At 57.9% G+C, this 26,337-nt stretch carries 16 protein-coding genes; 9 read left to right on the top strand and 7 right to left on the bottom strand.

The annotated features are described in order from the left end of the window. The 4 genes from CA85_RS08045 (at position 1) to CA85_RS08030 (ending at position 4,588) form a co-directional block, all read left to right on the top strand. Positions 1-696: an orotidine 5'-phosphate decarboxylase / HUMPS family protein gene (locus CA85_RS08045; protein ID WP_146390781.1), complete on the top strand. Its 696-nt coding sequence runs from the start codon at positions 1-3 to the stop codon at positions 694-696. Positions 697-703: 7 nt separating this feature from the next. Then, positions 704-1,732 (top strand): zinc-binding dehydrogenase, encoded by a 1,029-nt coding sequence (locus CA85_RS08040; protein WP_146390780.1) that lies wholly within the window; start codon positions 704-706, stop codon positions 1,730-1,732. 3 nt (positions 1,733-1,735) lie between these two features. Further along, on the top strand, positions 1,736-2,632 hold the full coding sequence (locus CA85_RS08035; RefSeq protein ID WP_146390779.1) for a sugar phosphate isomerase/epimerase family protein: 897 nt from the start codon (positions 1,736-1,738) through the stop codon (positions 2,630-2,632). 402 nt (positions 2,633-3,034) lie between these two features. After that, positions 3,035-4,588: a c-type cytochrome gene (locus CA85_RS08030; protein WP_146390778.1), complete on the top strand. Its 1,554-nt coding sequence runs from the start codon at positions 3,035-3,037 to the stop codon at positions 4,586-4,588. A gap of 57 nt (positions 4,589-4,645) precedes the next feature. On the opposite strand, the gene CA85_RS08025 is transcribed toward CA85_RS08030, so the two are convergent. Then, positions 4,646-5,758, bottom strand: a complete 1,113-nt coding sequence (locus CA85_RS08025; protein ID WP_146390777.1) for a hypothetical protein — start codon at positions 5,756-5,758, stop codon at positions 4,646-4,648. A 770-nt stretch (positions 5,759-6,528) separates the two neighbouring features. Between CA85_RS08025 and CA85_RS08020 the strand changes: the two genes are divergently transcribed. The 3 genes from CA85_RS08020 to CA85_RS08010 all read left to right on the top strand — a co-directional run bounded on the left by CA85_RS08020 (position 6,529) and on the right by CA85_RS08010 (position 9,592). Next, a complete protein-coding gene (locus CA85_RS08020; protein ID WP_146390776.1) occupies positions 6,529-7,470 on the top strand; it encodes a DUF1559 domain-containing protein in 942 nt (313 codons plus the stop codon). A gap of 2 nt (positions 7,471-7,472) precedes the next feature. Beyond that, a complete protein-coding gene (locus tag CA85_RS08015; RefSeq protein ID WP_146390775.1) occupies positions 7,473-7,988 on the top strand; it encodes a hypothetical protein in 516 nt (171 codons plus the stop codon). 104 nt (positions 7,989-8,092) lie between these two features. Next, positions 8,093-9,592: a PepSY-associated TM helix domain-containing protein gene (locus tag CA85_RS08010; protein WP_146390774.1), complete on the top strand. Its 1,500-nt coding sequence runs from the start codon at positions 8,093-8,095 to the stop codon at positions 9,590-9,592. Between the two features lie 8 nt (positions 9,593-9,600). Here CA85_RS08010 and CA85_RS08005 read toward each other — a convergent pair whose 3' ends face one another. From CA85_RS08005 to CA85_RS07990, 4 genes are all read right to left on the bottom strand, one after another. Next, on the bottom strand, positions 9,601-11,751 hold the full coding sequence (locus CA85_RS08005) for a LamG-like jellyroll fold domain-containing protein (protein WP_146390773.1): 2,151 nt from the start codon (positions 11,749-11,751) through the stop codon (positions 9,601-9,603). 93 nt (positions 11,752-11,844) lie between these two features. After that, positions 11,845-13,539: an FAD-dependent oxidoreductase gene (locus CA85_RS08000; protein WP_146390772.1), complete on the bottom strand. Its 1,695-nt coding sequence runs from the start codon at positions 13,537-13,539 to the stop codon at positions 11,845-11,847. Positions 13,540-13,642: 103 nt separating this feature from the next. Further along, entirely contained in the window at positions 13,643-15,115 is a 1,473-nt protein-coding gene (locus CA85_RS07995; RefSeq protein ID WP_146390771.1) for a sulfatase family protein, read from the bottom strand. 208 nt (positions 15,116-15,323) lie between these two features. After that, a complete protein-coding gene (locus CA85_RS07990) occupies positions 15,324-16,820 on the bottom strand; it encodes a sulfatase family protein (protein ID WP_246112594.1) in 1,497 nt (498 codons plus the stop codon). A gap of 314 nt (positions 16,821-17,134) precedes the next feature. Between CA85_RS07990 and CA85_RS07985 the strand changes: the two genes are divergently transcribed. Then, complete coding sequence (locus tag CA85_RS07985; protein ID WP_246112593.1) at positions 17,135-20,269, top strand: PSD1 and planctomycete cytochrome C domain-containing protein; 3,135 nt, start codon at positions 17,135-17,137, stop codon at positions 20,267-20,269. 61 nt (positions 20,270-20,330) lie between these two features. After that, positions 20,331-21,818, top strand: coding sequence for a DUF1501 domain-containing protein (locus CA85_RS07980; protein ID WP_146390770.1), 1,488 nt, complete (start codon positions 20,331-20,333; stop codon positions 21,816-21,818). A gap of 102 nt (positions 21,819-21,920) precedes the next feature. Here CA85_RS07980 and CA85_RS07975 read toward each other — a convergent pair whose 3' ends face one another. Then, complete coding sequence (locus CA85_RS07975; RefSeq protein ID WP_186774810.1) at positions 21,921-23,975, bottom strand: hypothetical protein; 2,055 nt, start codon at positions 23,973-23,975, stop codon at positions 21,921-21,923. Beyond that, positions 23,972-26,245, bottom strand: coding sequence for an ABC transporter substrate-binding protein (locus CA85_RS07970; protein ID WP_146390769.1), 2,274 nt, complete (start codon positions 26,243-26,245; stop codon positions 23,972-23,974). Before CA85_RS07970 ends, CA85_RS07975 begins: the two co-directional genes overlap by 4 nt. Between the last annotated feature and the right edge of the window lie 92 nt (positions 26,246-26,337).

Here is a 26,337-nt window from a genome sequence, read left to right as displayed (position 1 = left end):
ATGCGTCCCATTGTTCAAATCTCGCTCGACCTGACAAACATCGACGAAGCGATAGAAACCGCGCAGCTTGCGATGCGAGCCGGCGTGGATTGGCTCGAGGCGGGAACCCCCTTGATCCTTGCCGAAGGTCTGCACGGCGTTCGCGCCCTGCGATCCGCGTTCCCCGACACACCGATCGTGGCCGACCTGAAGACAATGGACGGCGGATACCTCGAAGCCGAAATGATGGCCAAAGCGGGAGCCACTCACGTGGTGGTCATGGCCCGGGCTCACGAAGAGACGATTCGCTGTGTTGTCAAAGCCGGTGCCGACTTTGGCTGCCAAGTCATGGGCGACAATATGGTTTCGGAAGACATGATCGAGGGTGCCAAGCGGCTCGAAGACCTCGGATGTGATTTTGTTATCCACCACATCGGTTATGACGAGCGGCGTGGGATCGCGGCACGCGGAGAGCGCATGCCCAGCCCGATGGATCAGTTGCGAGACGTCGTCAATGCCGTGAAAATTCCTGTTCAGGCGGTCGGTGGACTCTCGATCGAGCAGGCGATTCAATGCCCTCAACACGGTGCTCCCCTGGTTGTCTTGGGAGCCCCCCTGACCATTGATGCCGATGCTTTCCGAACCGCCTCCGGCGACCTCGAAGGTTCGCTGAGAATGATTTGCGAGGCGGTTCATGCCCAAGATTGTGCCCCCTAAGCGAACCATGAAATCAGCAGCTGTCGTGAACTTTGCGCCCGAAAAAGGCAGCGTCGAAATCCGAGAAGTTGACCGGCCGACACTTGGCGAAGAAGACGTCTTGCTCGAGGTTGCCAACGTCGGCGTCTGTGGCAGTGATCTGCATCAATGGACAGCCGATCATTCCTGGCCAGTCAACTACCCAGTCATCCTGGGGCATGAATTTGGCGGCCACATCGTGGAACTGGGCTCGGCTGTTGGGGGCTGGAAGGAGGGTGACCGTGTTGTCAGCGAAACGGCAGCGATCATCGATTCGTCCAACCCGATGTCTCGCCGGGGGTTCTATAACCTTGACCCGACACGCAAAGGGTTCGGTTACGGCGTCGACGGTGCGATGACGAAATATGTCCGAGTGCCCTCACGGATCTTGCACGCCGTGGATGATGCGCTGCCCTTGGAACACGCCTGCCTGACTGAACCGTGCTGCGTGGCGTTCAATGCGGTCGTTCGCAATGCCAGGATCGAACCGGGGGACCGCGTCGTCGTGATGGGGCCCGGCACGATCGGGATTCTCTGCGCGGCGATGGCACGTCTTTGTGGCGCCGAAGTCGCATTGGTGGGATTGGAATCGGACCGGCAGCGTCTCGAGATTGCCCACCTGAACTATGGATGTGATGTGATTGTCGGCGACCCGCGAGATTGGGCGCGGCAACGAGACGGTCTCGGCTGCGACGGCGTCATCGATGCCGCCGGGGTCAGTGCCACGCTCGAAGTTGCTATCGATGTCGTGCGGCCTGCAGGTTGGATCAGCAAAGTGGGTTGGGGACGCCAGCCGCTCAATTTCAGCCTCGATCCACTCGTCCAGAAAAACGTGACGCTGCAGGGAAGCTTTAGCCATCACTGGGCGATCTGGGAGCGTGTGCTCGCCCTACTCACCAGCGGTCAACTCAATGTCGCTCCCATCATCGGCGGTGTCTGGCCGATCGACCAATGGCACGATGCGTTCGAAAAGATGCACCGCGGCGACGTCGTCAAGTCTGTTCTTAAACCCGTTTGATCCATGCCTCAACTCGCAGCTTTTCCCAAAGCCTACATGCAAGCTCTCTGCAAAGACGGCTCGATGACGATTGCCCAGTGGATTGACCTCGCCTCCACGCTGGGGGTCGACGGACTGGAATTCTATTCCGGTTTTCTCGAACTCGCCGACGAGGGGAATTGGGCTCGGGCTCGCCAGCAAACCGAGGATGCTGGCATGGTCATCCCCATGCTCTGCTGCTCGCCCGACTTCACGCATCCCGATCCAGCCTTCCGAGACGCGGAAATTGTCAAGCAGAAACGCTGGATCGAGATGACCGCGGCACTTGGCGGCAGCTATTGCCGAGTCCTCAGCGGCCAACGTCGCCCCGAACTCACCATGGACGAAGGCGTGCAACTCGCCGCCGACAGCATCCAGGCCTGCCTGCCTTTGGCAAAGCAGCAAGGTGTGACCCTGATCCTCGAGAATCATTACAAGGATGACTTCTGGGAATACCCCGAGTTTGCGCAGGCGACGGACGTGTTCTGTGATCTGGTTGATGCCATCGACGACCCCAATTTTGGCGTGAATTACGACCCCAGCAACGCATTTCTTGCGGGCGAAGACCCGCTTGAATTACTCAAGCGGGTCTCCGACCGAGTGGTCACGATGCACGCCAGCGACCGGTACCTGATCGAGGGTACGATCGAGGACCTTCGTGCGGAGGAAGGTGGTTCGGTCGGCTATGCCAAACGCCTCCGTCATGGTGAGATTGGTCAAGGACTCAACGATTACGACGCCATTTTCCAGGAGCTAGCAGGGAAGGGTTTCGATAGCTGGATCAGTATTGAAGACGGTGTCGATGGAATCGATCAATTGCAACGAAGTGTCGACTTCTTAAAGAGAAAAATGAGCCAGCATTGGCCTGGCTCTACCGGTTAACTCGCGTGAGTTTTAAGGCTCATCCGACGGAAGCGTGCGTTGGAGGTTTGGGAGGCATGGCTCCAGTATCCAATGATTGATTTGTCGGAGGTGATAGTGGATGTTAGACTGGAGCTGCCGGGAGAAACGGAGCCGAGCTCTGAAGAGGTGCTGGCTTGGCAAGGGATATCTCGGTCGATGGTACGCCAATGGTGTTGCCGGTCCCTGGCGGACATTCGTTCGTCAGGAACGCATTTTTGTAAGATTATTGGATACGAGAGCCATGCCTAGAAAAACCTTCCCCCTGTGCTCCGCGCACGCTTCCGTCGGATGAGCCAGTTTTAACGGGAAGAGGCGGGAGAGCGTGGTAGAATGGTATTCTGCATGACCATGCCCGTGCTTGATTTCGAAAAAAGGCAACCCATGCGACACCTCTGTTCCTACGCTCTCGTTTTCATCACTGCGGTCGGATGGAGCCATGCTCGGTTGACCGCCAATGATCCGTCTCCCCGCACCTCACCTGCTGGCAACGCGACGGCATCCGATCAAGCGGAAGCTGCTTCGCGCGGGTTTGAACGATTAGTCAATACAGCGTATTTGCCCAGCGATTTCGACCAGGAAGTGTTTGACAATCTCTGGAAGAGTTGGCCGGAACCACTCCGGCAGAAAGCCGCAGACGCCTCGGTCGGCGAACGACGAGCGATGGCGTTCGATCGCTACGGGCTAACGCAGCGCCCTCATGTCGATCTCGGTAACCGTGGAAACGAGACGGGGGTCAGCGAGACAGGGGTCAGCGAAACAGGAGGCAGCGAAATAGGGGACGGGCATGAAAAAGGGGACGGCGGCCAGGAAAGGCAAGTCGCTGATCCAGGTAAACCCTTGCAATACGTCGTTGACAAGGATGGCAACTGGACGATGAACTGCTTTGCTTGCCACGGCGGTTCGATCTATGGCTCGCCGACTCCCGGCGCCCCCAACAACCAATACGCCCTGCAAACGTTAACCGAAGAAGTTCGCAGCACCAAGTTTCGACTCGGCAAGCCCTTGGGACGGATGGAACTTGGATCACTCGTGATCCCGCTGGGAACGACCCACGGCACCACCAATGCGGTCGTATTCGGGATGGGATTGATGCACTTCCGTGACGATCAGCTCAACCTCATCGACCGTCCGCCCACTTCCTTCACGCATCACGATATGGACGCACCACCATGGTGGCATTTCTACCGGCGGCCGTACATCTACATCGACGGATTTGCTCCCAAAGGACACCGTGGCTTGATGCAGTTCATGCTCGTGCCAGAAAATGACGCTGACTTTTTCCGTGAGCATGAAGATGAGTTTCGAGATGTGGAAGCCTACCTGTCCTCACTGCGGGCACCTCGATATGCCGGGCCAGTCGATGAAGTGCTCGCCTCACGCGGTGCGAAACTGTTCGCATCCAACTGTGCCGAATGCCACGGAACCTACGACAACCGCACCGATTCCGAATCCATCGCTGGCTATCCAAACCGCATGGTACCGATCGAGGAGATCGGCACCGATCCCGTTCGGCACGACGCGCTAACGGTTGCGGGCCGCGAGCACTATTCACGTAGCTGGTTCGCGGCGACCGACGATGCCGAGCACCGCGAAACGATCACCGATCCCGCGGGCTATGTAGCGCCGCCGCTCGACGGTGTCTGGGCCAGTGCGCCTTACTTTCACAACGGGAGCGTGCCGACACTTTGGCATGTTCTGCACCCCGACCAGCGCCCGGTCATTTGGCGGCGGACCGCGGCGGAGATGGATCAATCCAAGGTCGGATTGTCGATTGAAACGACAGACCGCGTTCCGCTGGAGACCCCCGACGTGGCAATCCGGCGCAGCTACTTCGACACCCGGCGATTCGGCAAGTCGTCCGACGGCCACGATTATCCCAATCGACTCAGTGAACCGGAGAAGCGAGCTGTGTTGGAATACCTCAAGACGCTTTAGCCCAATCACGTTGCGTCGCTTTCGTTGCCTTGAAACGAGCCTGGTTCCTGTGCCGGCTCACTCCGACGCTGCTGATCCGATTGCCCGGCCAGCGGCGTCGCCACACTTCTCGCAGGCGGGCAGAAGTGAATGCCGGATTCCGCCGCACTTCTCGCAGGCTTCAAACAGTGTCGTTTCGCAACAAGGGCATGTGTACGGCTGGTCGGCGGTGGCGTCACCGGCATTCGCCGCGGCCAGGGAACGCTTCTTCAAGCTACGCCGTGTCCAGACTGCGAACTTCAGCGGGCCACGATGGATCGGATAGTCACAGATCGGACAGAAGAAGCTCGCGTAAGCCTCTCGGTACTGACGAATTAACCAATCGCGGCTCGGATTCGCCAACAACCTCAGCAAACGCAGCAGGACACCGATCGCAATGGCCAGCGAGAGCAGGATGAGGATGTAGCGAAAATAGATCGCAGGGAAATGTTCGTGCATCACCAAAATCACCCGCGCCGCGACCGCACCACTGAGTGCATAGACGAGCATCGAGTAAGTGCCACCGGTCTGTCGTACAAACATCCATCCGCAGATCAAGAGAACAGGGATGAGTAATCCAAGCTTGTAGGCCGCAAGCCGCCACTGGTGTCTCGCTTGAAGTCGCTCGTATTCGTTCTCGATAGGACGACTCGCCGCTGTGATCGCTCGTGCATTGTCTTGCTGTTTTTGCGAGACGTCCGTCTTCTGCTCATTGAGCGTCGCCAACTCTGCGTTGAGAACCTGCATCTGGCTCTGATTGGAAAGGAAAAGTTGGAGACTATCGGTCAGCGCCTGCTGCTGGTCCTCGCTCAGCTTCGTTTCGTTCTCGTCGGCGTTGCGTTTCAGCTCCAACAGCTGATTGATGGTTTGCTGCGAATCGTTCGTCGTCTGGACGGTCAAGCGGCGGCGTTCTTCCGCCGAAGCGATCTGCTGCTTCAGTTCCACCGCTTCCGCGGCAAGTGCCTGCCGTGCGTCTTGGAGCTCTTGCGGCACTCCCGCTTCGATCATTTGGTTGTAATCGGGACCTTTCACCCGATCGATATCGCGGAGGACGTAGCCCAACAACCAGAACGTGAGCACGCCCACCGCGATACTGAAACCTAGAATCATGAATCGCAGCATAAACGAGCCGTGATGTTTCTTCGTTTTCATGATGTCGCCTAAAATCGATGTGGGTGGGTGGTGGGTATTAAGCAGAAGGAATGACGCTCCGAGCATTTGTTGATAAGAGCCCACATCTCGAAGAAACTTCGCGTTTCAAACTGATTCTACACTCATTTCCCGGCATTCCAGTTCCCCCCATGAATACAGAGTAGCCAGACGGCTCCGCCCGTCTCGGCTGAAGACCACTCAATGCCATCAACTAGAGCCTCATTCAGAACATCGCAACAGAGTAGCCAGACGGCTCCGCCCGTCTCGGCTGAAGACCACTCAATGCCACCAACTAGAGCCTCAATCGGAATATCGCAACAGTGTAGCCAGACGGCTCCGCCCGTCTCGGCTAGGGTCCACTCCCCGACACCCCCCAACCATCTTGCAATAAAGCACATCAGCGAGAACAACCCCGCTCAAACCCACCCGCGGCGTGACCTGACACCAGCCCCGACACGCCCGGCGGGCGCAACACACCATTGCGATGACTTAAAAACCACAAACAACTTGCTACGTAAAACCAATCCCCTTTAGCTAGAACTCGGAAATCGATGGTTGACCGCACCTAGGCTCGCATCTAGCCTCATTGAGAATGATTCGCAGCAGCAGTAGCCTGCCCGACCTCAGCCAGCCAGCCACTAGCGTGCCCTCCTCAACTCGAGTCGAGGCACCTATCTAGCCAGCAACGCTTCAACCCGCATCGGTTTTCACTTGAACCGAATGTGCGTTCCTTCCCAATTAGCGTTCTATCCAGATTAAGGAGTCCATGCATGTCTTCATGCACCCCCACAGTAACGAGCTTCCGCTCGCATCCATCTGTTCTTCCGGCAGCCCCTCGCCGATTAGCGTTCACGCTTGTCGAGTTGCTCGTCGTGATTGCGATTATTGGCGTATTGGTTGGCCTGTTATTGCCCGCGGTCCAAAGCGCTCGCGAAGCAGCCCGCCGCATGCAGTGCAGTAACAGCATGAGGCAGGTCAGTCTGGCGATGCACAACTACCACGATGTCTACAAGAAGTTTCCCTCCTCCCAGACCAACGATGTGGCGGTTTGGTCTGTATCGATTCTGCCGCAACTCGAGGCTGGCAATGTCGCCGATCTGTACGACTACGCACTGGACTGGGACGAAGGCGAGAACCTCGAACTGGCTACTCAAATGCCGACGGTTTACCAATGTGCATCCAACCCATCAGCCGATGACACCTTGAGTGCAAACGGATTCCAAACGACCGATTATTCGGTGCTTCGAAACGCCAGCGACTGGGACAAGTATGAATCGCTGTTCGAACGGAACAAGTTTCGATCCATGCGGGACATCATCGACGGCACCTCATCGACCTGCATGATCTACGAATCGGCGGGGCGAAGTGACTGGTGGGTGAAAGGCCGCCGGAATCCGCTGTCGCCCAGTTACAGCCATACATGGGGAACCGAGAAGCCACCATGGACTTCCAGCGGCAATGCGGGCTGGATGTTCGCATGTGCGGTGGATATGTCGCCGAGCGGTGGTGAAATGTCAGCTGTCTACTGGTCCGCCGGGAATCAAGTGGTCAATGTCAGCAATTGGTTCGGTGGCCCGTATTCGTTCCATACCGGGGGCGTCCAGATGGGGATGGCCGACGGATCGGTTCGCTTCATTACCGAGAGCATTGCATTCGACACGCTTAAGGCGATGACATCGATCAACGGTGGTGAAGTGGTAGGAGAATTTTAATCGTGATTGCCTATCAGCAACGAACTGTGCGAACCGGAGTACTCGTCGCGGTGGCCGGCTTGTGCGTCCTGTCAGCCGGATGTGGCGGCGGTGAGCGTTGGCATACTGAGACCTCCCCGGTGCAGGGTACCGTGCGCATCAATGGGCAAATCCCGAAAGGGGCCCAGGTCACCCTGCACCCAACGGGTGGCGCGGTCGACGTCCGCGAGTCCAAACCTTGGGGCATCGTCGACGAAAACGGCGTCTATGTACTACGCACCTACGAGAAAGGCGACGGCTCCCCGACCGGCGAATTTCAGGCAACGGTCATTTGGCGAGTCGACCCATCGGTATTGGGATCACCCGATCAACTCGGCGGTGCATTCGAAAACCCAGCTGATTCCGAGTGGATGTTCACCATCGACGAAGACGTCACCGAGTTGCCACCGATCGAAATTGAAGACGCAAAGATTACGAAAGCGAAGGCCCGTTCGCGCAATCGCGCCCCGACGCCCTTCGACGATCTAGACGACATGTGAGCCGGATTGTGCCAGTCAAGGCGACTTCCAGTTTGCTCTGCGTCGATTGAATGTGTGTCCTCTGAGGCTCACCTCCCAAACAAAGCTTCCACCGGATCTCTCTCATGAGCCTCGATACCCTTCCCGCGGCGGAGTCGTCACCGGCGACAGACATTCCGCCGGCCCCGATTAAGAAAAAGCAGCCCAAGCCAGCAGCGAACCGAACGTCATCGCTTTATCGCGTGATGTGGCGATGGCACTTTTACGCCGGAGTCTTCGTGACGCCTGTACTCGCTGTGATCGCAATCACGGGGGGCATCTATTTGTTCGCAGCGGAGATCACTGACTCCGCTCATTCCGAATATCTATTTCGCAACCCGTCGGCTGGCGAAACCTTGACAGCAAGCACCGGCGGTATCGATCCCAATCTTCACAGCGGGCGTGATAGCAGCGTCCTGGTTGCCAACGCGGAGGCCGCTGTGCCCGGCGCTGAGGCGGTTCGCATCCGCCGTCATGCCGATGATAGCCGCAATACAGTTGTCTGGGTCGAACCGCCCCAGAAAGAGGGTGAAGAAAAAAAGTCTGAAAAACGGAAGCGGCGGCGGGACAAGTCGATCGCGGTCTACGTCGATCCAGCGTCGGGAGATGTCCGTCACCAAATGACCGGCACGACGAGCCTCGAGTCATTTTTCAGAACCGTCTTGAAGATTCACCGCGAACTATTCGCCGGCACGCCAGGCCGAATTATCGTGGAACTGACGACGTGCTGGGCTTTGGTGCTGTTCCTCACCGGGGTCTATCTTTGGTGGCCACGCCGCAAGGAGAAAGTCCGTGGCGTCTGGCTGCCGCGACTCCGAGGCAAACCTTACGTCGTTCTACGAGATCTGCACTCCGTTCTCGGTGTGTACTTGCTACCCGTTTGTATCTTGTTGATCGTAACGGGTCTGTTCTACACATTGATCTGGGGAGAATCCTTTCACCTCGCGAGCAAGCAGTTCTTTGAGACGCCTGCCGAAGCAGCCGAAGACGGTTCCAGAGGTAGTGGTAAGGGCAAAGACAAAGAACCCGAACCCTACGTGGAGCCAGCTTTTGGATTGCAGGCAGCATTCGATGTCGCAGTCCATCGCTATCCCGAACGCGATATCACAGTCGACCTGCCCAAAGGATCATCTGACCACTATTCGGTTTCCGCGATCAATGACTATGCCCGCGGCACCTACGGTGCCATGAATTCAACAGGCTTTCAGATTCACCGAAAAACCGGTGAAGTGATGAAGATCGACGATCTGGCGGATAACCCACGGTACTGGTGGCATCGCTGGGCCTACCCACTTCACGTTGGTAGTGTCGTTGGTCCGCTTTCGAAAGTCATCTGGTTCGCCGCCTGCATCCTCTTCGTCGCATTGCCCGTCACTGGCATTTGGATGTGGTGGAAGCGTCGGCCTGCCGGACGCAGCGGTTTGCCACGGAAACCGCCTTCGGGTTACGTGTCAAAAACCGTCATCGTTTCGATCGTGGCGCTCTGTCTGCTATTGCCGTTGTTCGGATTGTCAGTAGTGCTGATCCTGATCTTGGACCGCGTGATGCTGATGCTTCAAAAAAGCCCTGAGACTGCCGCTGCCTAGCTCCGGTATCAATCTTCAGCGGGATACAGGGCTGTGATTTCATCGGGCGTGAGCGCCCGGTCGAATACAGCGATCTCGTCCAAACGGCCTTCCCAGTTCGACTCGTTATCGCAGCGTCCGCCGAAGAACAAGCGGTCCAAGCCAGCGGGAAAGCCTCCCGGCGACTGGACTTCGATCTCCGGCTGCGGGTTCCCGTTCAAGTGAACCCGCACGTGCTCGCGATCTCGAACCAATACCACGTGGTTCCAATTCCAACGTCGAAGCGGTGTGCTCCCCGCGGCCACCTTTGCCCCTTGGCCTTCGTCGCCGTGCAGGAAGATCAAGCGACCCGGATGATGCTCAGCACCACCGAGGCCAAGATGATCCCCGCCCGGCCCGAGATCGTGATCGTGTCCGCGTGAGAACATCCAACCGGCGACCCGACGGCCATCGACAGGCATTCCGTTCCAACACCAGAGCGAGATCGTGTACTCGTCGCTGAGGCCAGCGACGCGGGCGCGAAGTCGTTCGCCAGCAAAGTGGGCGGCTCGGTTGGCCTCGCCCTCAGCTTTCGAAAACGCATCCGAGCGAGGACCGGCTAAGAAATAGACGACACCGCGTTCATAGATTGCGTCACGATGTTGGCCACTGGAGTCGACTGCCCGCGGGCCAGCCATCTCATCCATCCGCCAATAGGCAGCGGGGCGGGCATTGAGGAGCTCTTGGCTAGCCGGTCCACGACTCTGTTGGAATACTCGTCGAGATCGACCGGCCACGTCCTCCAACAGCCCGAGTGCCGCTGCGGCGATCTTCGGTTCCGCCTCGACCTCCAGGCCCGCTGAGCGAGCAGCCCAGGTGTTGTACCCTCCGAGCAGGTGTTGCTCGGGTGGTGGGATGTATCCGTCGCCGCCATTGGCTAACTCAATCACCATTGTCTTGGACAGGGGACTCTGCAGCTTTAACTTCAAACCCGTCAAAGCATAGGTCTCGGTGGGCGTACTGGCGATCCCGATGTCGCCAATCCGAAGGGCTTGGACGACCACCTCGGTGGACTGCCACTGGTGTAAAAAGACCTGTTCGCGAGCGTAGATTTCAGGGCGGGTCTTCGGCAATCGGTCGCCCATTTCATCAACGATACGCTGGGCCCATTCCAGTCGCTGTTTGGTCGGGACACGGTATTTCAATTCGAACCGTGTCTCAGCCATCGCTAGATCCTCCGGTTCCTGATAGTCGATCGCCTCATAGGTCGCCATCGCGATATCAGTCAAGTCGGCCGCATAGCTCTCGATCGTGGGCTCGGGCCGGGAGTCGGCGGGTTCGGTGTAGTCGCGCCGCCAAATATCTCCACTGCATCCATGGGACATGATCGCGACGAAGGGAGGACGATCCTCGTCGGGCGCCGTCTCGATGCGCGACTGCAACCCATTGCAAAACAAGCCGAAGTAATCAGCGTTCAATGCGTCGGCAGCACCGAAGTAGTGCATCGAGAAATTAGCTAGCACCGCGATCGGCCGCCCATCCTTTGCTTGCACGGAAATCAGTGACAGATCGGGGTCTTCCGGTCCGGATTCACCCGTCACGTCATCCCAGTTGGCACCCGCATGCATACTCGCGCGCACGGTCGGGTTGCCGAAGGGATCCTCGACGACGCGATCAGGACGTCGAATCCAACGACGCAGGGCCGTGTAAGCCGCGGCATCGCCGACCCCCCAGCCCACTCGAGCCGGTTCGAGATTGTTTTCGGCGGCCACGAGCGCAGCCACGATCTGCTCGCGAAGGACCGGCAGGTAATTGGCGTCGGCGTCGGTTCCCAAACAGCCCATCGAAGCTGGCGCCGTGTGCGTGTGCGTCGCCGAGATAAGGATGCGGTCAGGACGAAGCTCGGTCTGCTCGGCAGCGAAAGCTTTGGCTTCATCCAACAGCGGACGCGGCATCATGCAGCTATCGACGACCACGATACCGATGCGTTGCTCGCCGTCATCGAACACAATTGCCCGCGCCGAGATGGGAGTCACAACGCGATCGGCGCTGCGACTGGTCATACCGCCGTTGACGAGGACCGGATAGCGGTCGGGCGAAGCGTCCACGACAGCTGCCCCCGCTCGGAACTCAGCCGAAGTGCGGGTCGCAAAATGGATTTGCAAAATACACAGTAAAACGACGATCGATACCGATTTCATATCTGGTTCCTGGTGGAAACACACTGACAACTTATTTCGTTCACGAAAACAATCGATCCACTATAGCGAAAAGGAGCTGCGGGCCGCGCGTTCTCAGGCCCACTTGGTTTCGACACCTTGCTCGCCAATGAATTTCTGGAAATCACGGAGCGATCGCTCGCTTGCGCGCACGGCGTGCGGTGAGAGACGTTGCTTGACGGCAAAGCTCGCCAGACATCCGGCCGCTTCCCCGATCGCCCATTCGACTGGGTGCAGTCGGTAGCAACCGCTCGTCAGGTGCGTCGTACCGATGTTTTTGCACGCTGGGAGCAGGTTCTGCACCCGAACCGGCAAGAGGGATCCCAGTGGCACTTGAAAGGGAAACGTTGGGAAATCGATATAGTTGTCGCCACCTGAGGACGGATGCAGATCGATCGCATAACTGCCCACACCGACCGAATCGGCGAAGTTTGCAGCCTGAATTTCCGATGCTGGCTGGCCCGTTACCAGGCTGCGATTCTCGCGACCGACATGTTCTTCGAGCACGGTGAACTGGGCTTGGATACGACGGGACTCACGGACGTAGGGAGTTTTCGCCAGACCGTCTGTCGTGCCCATCAGGTCAGGCCGTAGCCGTAAACCGGGAAATCCAGTCCCACCATCGGGCCGTGGTGCATCGGTCTGCAGCCAATACAGCAGCGAGAGACTCAACTGCTTCGCTCGACTGACATGCTGCGCCGCCTCCTCGTCCGACACACCCACTAGATTGCCGAGCAGGTAATCGTTCTGAGGCCAATTGATCAAACTGACATCGCCGGCAAACCGGCTTGGCTCGAACAGCGATCGGTCAATAATCCGCCGGTACGTCCAAAGGTTTAGCGCTCCGTCAACGGACCTACCTCCGGCGGGATCAAAGCCGAGCCGTTTGGGCTGCTTGGATCTCGGATGCGTGTAAGTAAAGTCCAACAGTCGGCCGGGCCACGGTGGTGTGAGCTGAGGAACGAAATCTCGCCAGAACGGATACTCCTCGGGACGATCAATCGTATGGGTCTCACCGTCGAGATGATCAACCGCGAAACAGACAGTAAAGGCCTGGTGGTTGTCCGGCTTCGCGATTTCGCTGGCATGCAATTCGTTGGTTACGCTCCGAGCTTCCGAACCGGTCACGAACTCAGTTTGCGTCAACGGCAACAGATCCCCCAACTCGGTTGCGTCGACGAAGAACTTCCCACGGAGCACACGAGTGTCTCCTGTCAGTGCCGAACGAACGCTAATTGCAGAAACGTGATCACCGTCCACATCCGCCGCCACCGCACTGTGCTCTCGCAGTAACATCAGCTGCCCCGACTCTTCGTAGGGAGCTAGCCACTGCTCCAGAACGGCTAATGAAACACGCGGCTCAGCACACAACCGAGACACATTTCCATTGCCGGGATTCAGCAGAGGATCTCGCCGCGCCGCCTCGGTCAGCGGATAGTTTTCGCGGTAGTGTTTCCGTAGACGAGATCGCAGATCGCGGTAGGACTGGTTCGCCCCAGCGGTTTCAATGCGAGAGTGCTCATCAGGCGGTACACCCTGGCTCGTGAGTTGCCCGCCAATCCAATCGGTCGCCTCGCTCATGACGACCTTCAGACCATTGCGTAACGCCGCGATCGCTGCGGCGCAGCCACCCAAACCACCACCGATGATCACCAAATCCGCCGAGTACTCCCGCTGATACGCGGACGTTGCCGGCGAGCAAAAGCTTGCGATCGCGCCTCCAGCAATCGTGGAACAAAACTGACGCCGCGTGCGATATTTCTGACTCATGCAATCTTCCACTACTGGCCTTCAAAAATTGGTGTGTCCCCAAACAGTTCCAAACAGTTCTTGCCGAGCGGGGCGTCTTCGGCGTCAGCCTACTCAGGCCACCTCAACGGCGTTTGCGTTGATCCAATCGCTCACCGGCGGGAATGCGTATAGGCAAATTCAAACCTCCACTCGCCGCCAGTTCCTCGAACATCTGATTCCGCAAGGATTCGATCTGATCCTGGTATGCCGGCACATCAATCAGGTTGTGACGTTCGATCGGGTCGGTTTGCAAATCGTAGAAGCTGTCGCGATCCCAATCGCCATGGTAGTAAACGTATTTGTAGCGGTCGGTTCGAATCGCCAGCGTGGTCGGCGTCGCTGGGAAATTCCACTCCCAGTGGTACTCGTACAGAATATGGTCGCGCCACTCCGGGGGATCGCTCGCCGCGTCCCGCCACAGTGGCTGCATCGAGCGACCGTCGAACTTCATTTCCTCGGTCGCCTCGAGGCCGCACAGGTCCAACACCGTCGGCGCGATATCGATGTTCTGAACCAATTGATCGATCTGCGTGCCGGCAGCGATGCGACCGGGAGCGAGCGCGAGCATGGGGACACGGATCGACGTTTCAAAGGCATCTCGTTTGTCGTAGAACCCGTGCTCCCCTAAATGGAAGCCGTTATCGCCCATGTAGATGACGATCGTGTTTTTCATTTCTCCAGCCTCGTCCAATGCCTGGAGGACACGACCGATGTTCTCGTCCAAACCATGCACGGTTTCGCAGTAGTTATGAAACAGTTCATCGAAGTCTGGGACAGGGTCTTTGTCAAAGGCTCCGGTTTCCATGTGATCGATGCCGTGGATACTGTATCGACGATCGAGCACCCACTGCGGTTGAGTGCGATAGTTACGATGAGTGTTTGCCATCGTCTCGGGATAATCGATCGTTTCGTCCTGGTAGAGTTGCGAGTTACGCGGACTCGGCTGGAACGGGTAGTGGACCGCTTTGTAGGATAGGTACATCAAAAATGGGTCTTCCTCAGAGCGATCTTGCTGCAACCAATCCAAAGCCACATCAGTCAGTACATCCGTGGTGTAGCCGTTAAAGTTCTGCCGAGTTCCGTTGATATTCAGAGTGGGATCAAAGTACTGGCCTTGCCCCTGGAAACTGGCCCAAAAATCGAACCCGGGTCGCGGCCCATCATCATCGTGCCCCATGTGCCATTTCCCGATAAACGCCGTCGTATATCCCGCGTCCTGGAGGTGCTGCGGAAAGAACTGCGTGCCCTCCGGGATCGGCCGTTGATTGTCGACCACCCCATGATGGTGCATATAGCGCCCAGTCAAAATCGATGCCCGACTCGGCGAGCACAGCGATGTGCTGACGAACGCGTTGCGAAAACGGGCCCCCTCCTTGGCCATCCGGTCCAGATTCGGTGTCTGCAAAAATTCCGGACAGGATTCCACACAGCTCATGAAGTCGAAGCGATGGTCGTCGCTGAGAATAAAGACGACATTGGGACGCTCGGCGACAGCGTGCGGAAGGCCGACCGACAACGAGACCGCCGCCAAGATCAAAGGAACAAGTAGTCGCATTTCAGGAAATCACGTGGAAGGATTGGAACTGGGGGGTAAAGTCGATTGACGAAGGCTCAACGAGGGCGGTCGCAGGGGAAGGTTAGCAACACACGATGAATAAGTGTCGGTTTTAGAAGTGGACGAGGCGACGAGTCCTGCGGCTTTGGACTCGTCGCCTCGTCCACTACGACAGAAATTGATCGTGCGTTGCTAAGTCGCCAGAAAATCAGGGAGCACTCGTTTCGTGATAGTCTTCCCCCTTGAGGCTACGCACGACTGACTCTTGCCAGCCTTCGAGTTGCTCCTTCATGGCGGCGACGCGGTCGGGCATGTCGCTAGCGAGGTCGTGTGCCTCAGCCACATCTGCCTCGAGATCATACAACTCGTAGCGAAAGTCGTCCTTCTTCTTGTTCCAGCGACGGTGCAGCTTGTAACGGTTGTCAATCCAAGCGGCGTTACCGATCAGTCCGCGCTGAGCGAACTCGTCCAACTGATCATTGATCCGACTGTGGCGGTCCGCCTCATCGTTAATCAGCTTCTGTGCTTTCGCTCCTGAAGATTGCTGTTCCCCGAGCACTTCGAGCAGACGGGTACTCTTCATGCTCTGCCCCGAGGCAAAGTTCGCCCAAAACCCCATCGGCTTCGGACGCACCGAAGATGTCTGGCCGTCGATCCATGGCAGCAGGCTAATCCCATCGAGCGGTTCGGGCTGGGCAGCTATTTCGACGCCCGCGATATCGATGAGCGTCGGATAGATATCGGAGGTATTGGCGGGAACCGAGCTAACCCGATGCTGGGGAATTCTCGCAGGCCACTGAATGATTGCCGGCACGCGTATTCCGCCTTCGTAAAGCGTGCTTTTGCGGTCACGCAGCCCGCCTGACGAGCCAGGACGACTGCGATTCTTTGGACCTTGCGGTCCATTGTCGCTCGTGTACCAGAACAAGGTATTGTCATCGACATTGAGTTCCCGGAGCTCGTGGCGAAGCATCCCAACACTCCGGTCCATCGCAGTGATTTCACCGTAGTAGTGCTGCGCCGCCTTGGGTAGGTCGGCGTACAACTGGCGATCCTTCTCGAGTGCAACGTGAGGAGAATGAGGAGAGCCGAACCAAATCACCGCCAAAAAGGGCTGTTCCTCTTGGGTGCAGGAGCGTATGAAGTCAATCGCCGCCCTCGCTGTCACCTCCGACCCTTCGCCGCTGGTGCTGACGACGCGACCATTGTGGCTCATCAGTGGATCCAGGTCATAAAAGTTCGGACTGGAGAACCACTCGTCGAACCCGGAGGCCCCCGGACTGACGTCGCTGTCGGCGTTGACAGACCCGAGGTGCCATTTCCCGAAATGCCCGGTCGTGTAACCGGCTTGTTTCAACGCTTCTGCGATCGTCACCTCCTGCGGCCTCAGTGAGTTGCCCCACTCGAAACACCCGAAACGGTTCGGGTTGCGCCCCGTCATCACGCTGCCGCGGGTTGGAGAGCAGACCGGAGCGGCGGAATAGAAACGATCCAATCGCAACCCTTCCGAAGCCATCTCATCGAGGACGGGCGTCTTCGCAACCGACTTTCCGTAATAACCCACATCGCCCCAGCCTTGGTCGTCCGCCATGCAAAGAACGATATTGGGGAGCGCCGACTGTGTCTGCTCGGCAGCAGACGATTGCAGGTTTGTTGAAAGGCAAAGGATCGCGAGAAATGCGAAAGCTCGCATCGTAACACTCATGCTTTTACTCCGGATTGGGTACGGGGACTCTGACGTATTTGTACCAGATCAGATGAGCCCCGGTGCCATACCTGAAGCAACTCGCGATCGTCGGGGGAGGCGTTTCTGGGGGAGGCGTGCCAGACCTGACGCTCGTCCGCAAGTGGGCCCCCGTGCACTTAACCTCATGGGATTCAACGTTTTAAAACTAGAAAGCTGTGGTCAAGAGATTCTAGCCAGCGTCAGAGGGTCGTACCGCGTTCTGTAGTTCTTGGCGGTATTCGTGTAGAATGATGTCTATCCATCCCTCGCTGCTCCTGCCCCGATTTTTTCTAATGCTTCGTGAGCCCGCCGCTGCGTTCCTGTCCGTTATCACATGGACACTGATGTTCGTACACCTCGGCGCTGCCGAACCAGCTACGCCAACGGTCGACTTCAATCTCCAAGTCCAACCGATTCTCTCGGACCGTTGTTTTCCCTGCCATGGACCGGACGTGGACAATCAGGACTCTGATTTTCGAGCGGACAGCCAGGAGAATTTGTTCGCGGATCTTGGCGGCTACGCTGCCGTGGTGCCCGGCGATCTGGCGGCGAGCGAATTGCATGCTCGCATTCACGCTGACGAATTCGATGGTCGGATGCCGCCGCCGGACAGCAACCGGGTGCTCAGCGAAGAAGACAAACGCATTCTGGATGCGTGGATCGAGCAAGGGGCGCCCTACGCCGAACACTGGGCATTCACGCCGCCGACGTCTGCGGAACCTCCCGCCGAGGTTTTTGATGATCTGAAAAAGAATCCGCGGTGGGACGATGAAACACGGTCACAGTGGACCGTGAACCCGATCGATGCGTTCATCGCTAGGAAACTCGACGAGGCCGATCTGCCGCCTTCCGCTCAAGCCTCTCCAGCGACGCTACTCAGACGGGCTGCCTTGACTCTGACGGGTATGTTGCCCTCTGAATCCTTGCAGGAGTCGTACTTAGCCGATCCAACGGATGCTGCCTACGAGGCGGCTGTCGACAAATTGCTAGGCTCGATGGCATTTGCTGAGCGACAGAGTTTGCGTTGGCTCGATGCGGCTCGGTATGCCGATACCGACGGCTACCAGAACGACAACGGGAGGACGAATTGGCCATATCGAGATTGGGTCACCCAAGCCTTCCATGAAAACATGCCGTTTGACGAATTCACGATCCTGCAGATTGCAGGGGACATGCTCCCTGATGCGACGGATTCCGATCGACTCGCGACGGCATTCAACCGCAATCATCGCCAAAATGCAGAAGGTGGCGCTCTCGCCGAAGAGTTCTTTGTTGAGAACGTGATCGATCGTGTTGAGACGACGGCCACTGTTTGGCTGGGCCTGACTGCTGGCTGCTCTCGATGCCACGATCATAAATTTGACCCGATTAGCCAACGCGAGTTTTTCTCGCTCTACGCTTACTTCAACAATATTGGCGAACGCGGCATCGGCCCTGGGACCAAAGCCAACCCGACGATGCAGTCTTACTCGCCCTTGGCGGACATCCCCGACGACTTGCTCGCCCGGCGCCGAGCCGCTGAGCAAGCAATCGCCGATGCACGCGGGTCGCTCGACGAGCGCATGGACGAATGGACTCAGTCGGCGGTCGCTGAAATGGGGGTGCGGTCGGACCAATGGGCTACCGGAGAAATTGCCTCTCAGAAGCTGATTGGTAAGGGGCAACTCAAGGTCAACGATGACCAGACGTTGTCGTACAAGGGCAGCGACTCACGAAACGTGACCTACCAGATCGACATCGACGCTGCCGACAAACAAGTTTCCGCAATCATGGTCGAAGCCTTGCCTGAGAAGCGTTTTGGCAAACCACGACAACTCGCACCGAGCGTCAATGGCAACTTTGTCCTAACGGACTGGAACGTCCTCCTCAATGAAAAACCTATCGAGATCGCGTCCGTTGCCGCAAGTTTCGAGCAAGACGGTTTCCCAATCGCCGATGCCATTGACGATGATCGCAAGTCAGGATGGGCCGTGTCTGGGCCGGGAGTCACGTCAGAACCTGTGCAAGCGATCGCGTATTTCGCCGAACCACTGACGGTGCAGGCGTCCGACACGCTCACTGTCGAACTCTACTTTGGCAGCGTCTACGCCGGACATTCCATCGGCAAGCTACAGCTGAGCCTCACGCAGTCTCCCGACAGCGAAATCCCGCAAGGTTTTGGGTTGGATGCCAAAACCTTGGCCGCGATCGGCAAACCGGCCGACAAACGGTCTTCCCAGGATCGCAAGCTGATTCGATCTCACTATGAAAAGATCGACCCACGACTGCGTGCGGCGGTCGCCGAGAACGAAGCAGTGGACAAAGAATTCATGCAACGCGGTATCACCCGCGCCACCGTGATGGTGATGGATGAACAGGACGGCCAACCGGCTCCCGCCTATCTATTGGAACGAGGTGCGTACGACGCACCGGACACCTCGGAAGCTCTGCCACGCGAGGTCCCGGCGGCTCTGCTCCAAAGTGATGATTCGCCGCAACCCAAAGATCGACTGGAGTTCGCCCAGTGGTTGGTTTCCCCTGAGAATCCCTTAACTGCACGCGTCACTGTCAATCGCATGTGGCAGGACCACTTTGGCATGGGACTCGTCAAAACGGCTGAAGATTTTGGTCTGCAGAGCGAACCGCCAAGCCATCCCGAACTACTGGATTGGTTGGCACTGGAGTTCATCCGATCAGGCTGGGATGTACGGGCGATGCATCGCCTGATTGTGACGAGCCAGGCATACCGGCAATCCTCCCACACCAACGAAAAACTCAACGCGGTCGATCCTCAAAATCGACTTTTCGCCCGTGGTCCACGATACCGAGCCGATGGATTCATGATCCGTGACGTCGCACTCCAAGCCAGCGGTCTATTGTCGAAAAAGCGAGGAGGCCCCTCGGTCAAACCCTACCAACCCAAAGGATTGTGGGCGGTCGTCGCAGCGAGTGTGGGCACGAAGTACAACACCGATTCCGGCGACGACCTGTACCGCAAGAGCATGTACACGTATTGGAAGCGAGCGGTGAACCCACCACGGCAAACGATCTTTGACGCGGGGGGACGCGAAGTGTGCAACGTGCGTGTCCGCCGCACCAATACGCCACTGCAGTCGCTCGTGCTGATGAACGACCCGACTTTCATCGAGGCCGCGAGAAATCTGGCCCAAAACATCCTGCAAGAGCCCACCGATGAACCTCGCGTTCAATTGGCGAGCATGTATCGGCGGGCGATGGCTCATCGGGCGAGCAGTGAGACGCTCGATGTGCTCGAAGATAACTTGGGATACTTCCGCGAGCACTACGCATCTCGGCCCGATCAGGCTGCGAAGCTGTTGGCCGTCGGCGAGTCGGCTCGCGATGAGTCCATCGACGTCAACGAGCACGCTGCAATGACAGCAACCGCACATCTGATCATGAACTTGGATGAGTTCATTTGCATTGAGTAGTTATTGGCACTGCGCACGTCCCGATCCACACTGATTTCTTATTTTCCCGGTAACCAATCCCATGAACGCACTTTTGCATGACCATCGATTGCACCTCACCCGGCGCCGTTTCTTCGGTCGATCCGCCTCAGGTGTCGGCATGGCCGCCTTGGCTTCGATGCTGGGCGAGAATGCAAATGCTGCGACTGGACCGGAATCCTCTCCAGCCTCGCAAATACCGCCACCGAGCGGAACGATGCGAGAGTTCGATACGCCGCCGAAAGCAAAACGGGTGATCTACCTGTTTCAGAGCGGCGCACCCTCGCAGCAAGAGCTATTTGATAACAAACCGGCCTTGCAGCAGCATGAGGGAAAAGACCTTCGCGACTATATCGATATGAACCAACGCATCACTGGGATGACGGCGGGGCAGAAGTCGTTTCCAATGGCTGGGTCTCGCTACCAGTTCGCCAAGCATGGCCAGTGCGGTATGGAACTGGGGAGTGAGTTGTTGCCGCACATCGTGACGCTTGCTGACGACATGTGCCTGATTCGATCGATGCACACCGAGGCGATCAATCACGATCCCGCCATGACATTCTTTCAATCGGGCAACCAGCTGCCCGGTCGACCGAGCTTGGGGTCTTGGTTGCACTACGGACTCGGCACGCTCAATAACAACCTCCCCACATTCATCACCATGGTCTCGCGGGGAACGGGACGACCGAACTGCCAACCGCTCTACGACCGACTGTGGGGGAGTGGTTTCCTGCCATCCAACTACGCGGGTGTCAAACTGATGAGCGTGGGAGATCCAGTCCTCTACTTGAGCAATCCAGACGGCTTCGATGCAACCGCTCGCCGCCGGATGCTCGACGACCTGGCGAAACTCAACCAAACGAAGCTCGATGAGTTCGCAGACCCCGAAATCAGCACGAGAATCAAGCAGTACGAACTGGCCTACCGAATGCAAACCTCGGTCCCCGAGCTGACAGAATTTTCCGATGAACCGCAGCATGTGCTCGACAGCTATGGGCCCGACGTGATGAAACGGGGGACCTATGCTTACAACTGCCTACTGGCACGGCGATTGGCCGAGCGTGATGTGCGATTCGTGCAGTTGTTTCATATGGGATGGGACCAGCACTTCACGTTGCCCAAGCAGTTGCCCGGCCAGTGCCGCGATACCGACCAACCGACCCGGGCGCTCGTCAATGACCTGAAACAACGCGGCATGCTCGACGACACGCTTGTTGTTTGGGGCGGAGAGTTCGGGCGAACTTCTTATTGCCAGGGGACATTGAATGCACAAACCTACGGTCGTGACCACCACCCACGTTGTTTCTCACTGTGGATGACAGGGGCCGGGATCAAACGCGGACTGACCTACGGGGCAACCGACGAACTCTGCTACAACATCACGGAAAACCCCGTCCATGTGCATGATCTGCACGCCACCATGCTGCACTTGCTCGGTATCGACCACGAGCGATTAACCTACCGTTTCCAAGGCCGCGACTTCCGCCTAACCGATGTACACGGAACGGTCGTCAACGACATCCTAACCTGAGCTCACGCTCGCGAGCCCAACGGCCGCCCCGGGCATTACCTCCCTACCGTGAACGTACTCGTTCAGTATTCACGGCGGCGGCCAATCAGTTCCTCAGATCGGTCACGAAGGTTCCGGCTGAGCGACCGGTTCGAGGCCGCTCTCGGCCTCCGGTGCAGCCTCGGCCTCCGGCGCGGACTCAGCCTCCGGGGCGGACTCGGCGGTTGGTACGGGCTCAGCATCGGCTGTCCCCTCCGCGTCTCCATCGGTGGCCGGTGGCGATTCGTCGGAACCCTCGGCCTGCTCTTCGGCGGCCGGCGTCTGGCCACCTTTCTCAGCCTCGATCAGGGCAACTTCCAGATCGTTGATGATTCTCGGGTTGATGTGTTTGGCCAGCAGCTCGCGGGTCTCGCTGAACATCTCATCGACTTTACGCGTTTGGTTGGCGTTACGACCGATCGCTTTGAGGAACATGGTTTGCTTAACGCCCATGTCGTTAGCGATTTTCTCGTTCGACGGTTCGTTTCGCAGCGTTTCGAGCAGTTCGTCAGCCGCCTTCAGATTGCCTTCCTTGATCCGCATGTTGATCCGGGCTTTGAACAGTTCGCGAACGGCGACGAGATCGATAATCGCGTTTTGCACACCGCGAATATAGGATTCGGCTTGCAGCCGCATGTCATCACCGGCGAGGTCTGCGACGACCTGTTCGTGGTGACCAGGGACGATTGGCAGTCTCGCGAGAATGGCACCGCCGTTCTTGACATAGAGCAGTCGCAATGGTCGGTCGATCTTTTCTACATTCAATCGCCCGTTCCAATCCGTGCGTCCGACAAAGGTCATGCTGGTGCTATCGAGTTCTTTACCGTGTAACTCGTAACCGATCAACGGTTGGTCAGGCTCACCTTTAGCATGCAAACGCAGCGTCGTGGTGTCTCGACGCGGCCGCAAACGCAGAGCCATGCGGTGGGTGCGATTATTCTTGCGTCCCTGCAGCGTCGTCATCCGGCCCGAATAAAAATCCATCTTGACGGAATGTTTGTCCTCTTCGGTGACATACAGATAGGCAAAATCGAGCGGCCCGATGGTCAGAGGTCGTCCCTTGCGGTTGTCTTTCCGGACCAAGGGCACCAGCACTTCGCCGACGCGAACGTGAATGGGGGAGTCTGGGTCGAGCGCCAACCCAGCAGCGCGAACCAAACCCGTGGCGTTATTCTTTCCCGCGTTGTCGATACGGACAACGGGAGAGAAGGCATCCCGGACCGCGACACCGACGGACATCGCCACTTCGCTCCGCGACACCATCTCGTGGTGCACCACGTCACCGAAATGCTGCATCAGTGTATCGAGTTCCATAACATCGACAGTGCCCGGGGCGACCTTGGTTTGCAGCCGCACGACATAGATTTTGTCAAAGTGTTTGATCGCCTCGATGACCTGTCCTTGGAGCGGTGGGACGATGAGTTTGGCTTCGGGTTCGCTCAGCGAATCGGCCATCCCTCGCGACACCAAGAGCGCCTCGGTTGATTCATTTTTCCATAGATCTCGCAAAGCAACAGCGTCACCCTGGATGGGTCTCAGTTTATCCTTCCACGCAAACTTTGCTGGCGTGGATTTGGACTCTGGGTCTTCTTCGATGCGGCGGAGCACGTCCTGAACCCGCCCCTGTGTCCCGGGAATCCCTTGGAGGAACCGTCCGGCGTCGGAAGCGAAATGGACACGGACCGAATCGGGGTGGTCTCGTTTGAGCGCGATCACCGGGTCGGCTGCGGCAATGGAATCGAAGGTGATCGAGGCGAGATCACGGCGGGCAATCGACGCCACTCCAGGCGGGGCGTCGGCGACCACGGTCCGCCACACCGAACGAAAATCGCGATCGAGGTACTTCATCAAGTCCACCTCGATCGATTGAGCATCGATGCGGGGATCATCTGACGCGACCCAAATCAGCACGCGATAAGGAGAGAAGTCAAAAGGAGGTGGCTCCTCGGGACGCTCTTCGATTTCTGCAAGTAAATCGGTCTGCTCGGCACCATCGCCCGGAGCCGAGGGACCGCCAGTCGCCGGGGTCTCCGTGGACTCCGTATCGGCGGCAGGATCGAGCGCCCGGGATCGGGTGGATCCAAAGAGCGTGAGGGTCAGAAGAACGGCCAACAAGGCCAAAGGTGCTTGGCGATTCATTGGCTCAACCTCCATTTCTCAGCGTTCTGATATAACGAAACCACATCCGATCCGACGCCGAGTAGATTGCGATTGTAGGCGTAGGAATCCACCAGCTGCCAGAGCGGGATAATGGGCAGTTCGTGGTGCACGATGTAGTGCAAATCGAGCAGGCGGTCGCGAGCATCCTTCCAGTTTTTCGATTCTTCCAACCGTCGCAGTCCCAGTCCAACGAGTTGGTCGGTGCTTCCCGCCATGCCCTCGGGCCCGAGGACGCGTCGGGCATCAATGATCGGTTCCCAAACGGCAGCGGCAACATAGGCGAGGTCTGCCGTGCCCGGCTCGGGGAACGCCATACCGACAGGCAACTCGACCAACTCTATCTCGAGATCCAACAACTCCCATTGGCTCTTGATTGCTTCACAAGCGGACCGCGAAAGGTTCTCCGGTGGGTGAGCGAGACGGATCGGCTTGAGCTCGGGCACCGGTTCTTCTTTACGGTTTGCTTGCCCTTCGAGCGTATTGGCGTTCATCGTCATGAGGAGCTTGGCCAACCGCGGTTCATAGCGACGCGGCGCGATCGATTGGTCGTACGCGTAACCGAGCGGATCGTTCTGTTCGATCCCAGCGGGAAAGGGCCCCGAGAGCACGCGGCAGCCGGGAACCTCGAGACCTTCGAGCAACTCACCGCCGAGAATGTCGTTGCGATTGGTGCCGTAGACGAGGGCGCGGCGGAAGGCGCGTTCGGCCAAGTAGACGTGGTCGCTACAAGGGACGAGCATGTGTACGCTCGGCAGGGGATACTTCGCTACTCGAATGTTACGATTGCCTTCGAGACGAACCGCATCGGCGGGGAACAATTGATCGAGCACATCGACCTCCCCTTTGAGCAGTTTGGCGACGCCGTCGGCAGCGCTCTCGGTACGGATCTCGACGATTTCTCGTGGCTGGGTCGCGGTCCGCTGCTCACCCACCAAGGTGTACCGCACCACGTCCCCTTCGATCACGTCGCGGCGATAGTCGCCCGTCGGCGATCCAGGCTCGCCACCGAACCAACTGCCGTCGACCGTCATTTGAATCAGTGCAGACGGCAGCACATTGGGACGGCGGAGGAGACAATCGATCTGTTTGGGACCGTCGAGTCCGATCGCCTGAATCGCCGCTGCCCATGGTGAGAAATACATCGCCGAACTGGGATCCACTCGCTCGGCCAAACGATCGGCGATCAGGAATCCATTGATATCATTGAGCGGTGGCTCGAGCTTTTCCGGTTGCAGCAGCATGGTGAAATCCTGGCGATCGGCGCTCTGTTCGGTCTCCCCAAAGAGGAACTCGTACTCACCGCCTTCGGGACCCGCCCCCTGCATTTCAAAGAGCACGCGATAGAGCAGCCGGCCGGCCCGCCGGGCCGCCCAATTGTCCAATCGGGTTGGATCGGGGTCCTTGGCCGTTTGCAACACGCCGACGTTCACCAGCGGATAGATTTGATCGATCTTGCGAACGAGTTCCTGGCCGTTGGGAATCGACGGTTTGAGGTGAATGCTCTCACGGGAGAGGCGGCGAGCGGTTCGGAAGTCTTCCTTTTCCAGAGCAGCGATCGCAGCATCCTGTCGCTCCTGAGCCATCTCGAGAAACGTTTGATTCCACTTCGTGATCGATGCCAAGCTCTTGCCGCGATAATCACTCTCCAACCGCGCCAAAAGCTGCTGCGCCAGTTCGAGTTTATTCTCATCCATCAACTTCTGCATCAGACGATCGGTCATCATGCCGATCCCCGTCATCACAGCATCACTTTTGTACTCCGGTGCATAACGGTGTAGTTCTTCGAGCATCGCCAACGAGGGCCCCACCTCGCCGTCCTTGAAGCGACTGCCCGCATCGCGGAGCAGGAACTCCGAGCGCAGCGTTCGCAGATTCGGGCGATTGGGATAGTCACGGATCAACACCGATAGAAAAGGATAAGCACCAGTGAAGTCGCCTGCCTTGATCCGATCAGCGGTCTCCCGTTCGAGGCGTTTCTCCCAAAAGTCGATCGATTCAATCTCATCCCACTTGGCAACGAAGTCCTTCGATTCGATTCCGTTGATGCGAAATTTGAGTTGTCCCTTGGGGTTGGCTGGCATGGTTCGACCCGGCAGATCAAGCAACCGCGCCTTCACCCAACCGCCCCCGGCGGCCTCTGTGAAGAAGATGAGGTCATGCGGATCTTCCTGGAGCAATTCCAGACCGGGATCTTCGGGGCGTCCGACTTCGGCGTAATTGATGATCTCCGCGTGGGCTGGCGCAGACATTGCCGCGACAACGCAGGCGAGACCGATCCAGCGCAGGGATCTCCGAAACGTCACTGAAAATCTCGAGCGAGCGGGACGGGAACTGTATCCCG

It is taken from the genome of Allorhodopirellula solitaria (genome assembly GCF_007859855.1).
GTDB lineage: Bacteria > Planctomycetota > Planctomycetia > Pirellulales > Pirellulaceae > Rhodopirellula > Rhodopirellula solitaria.
Note: the sequence above shows the minus strand (reverse complement) of the source record. Positions and strands in the feature narration are given on the sequence as shown.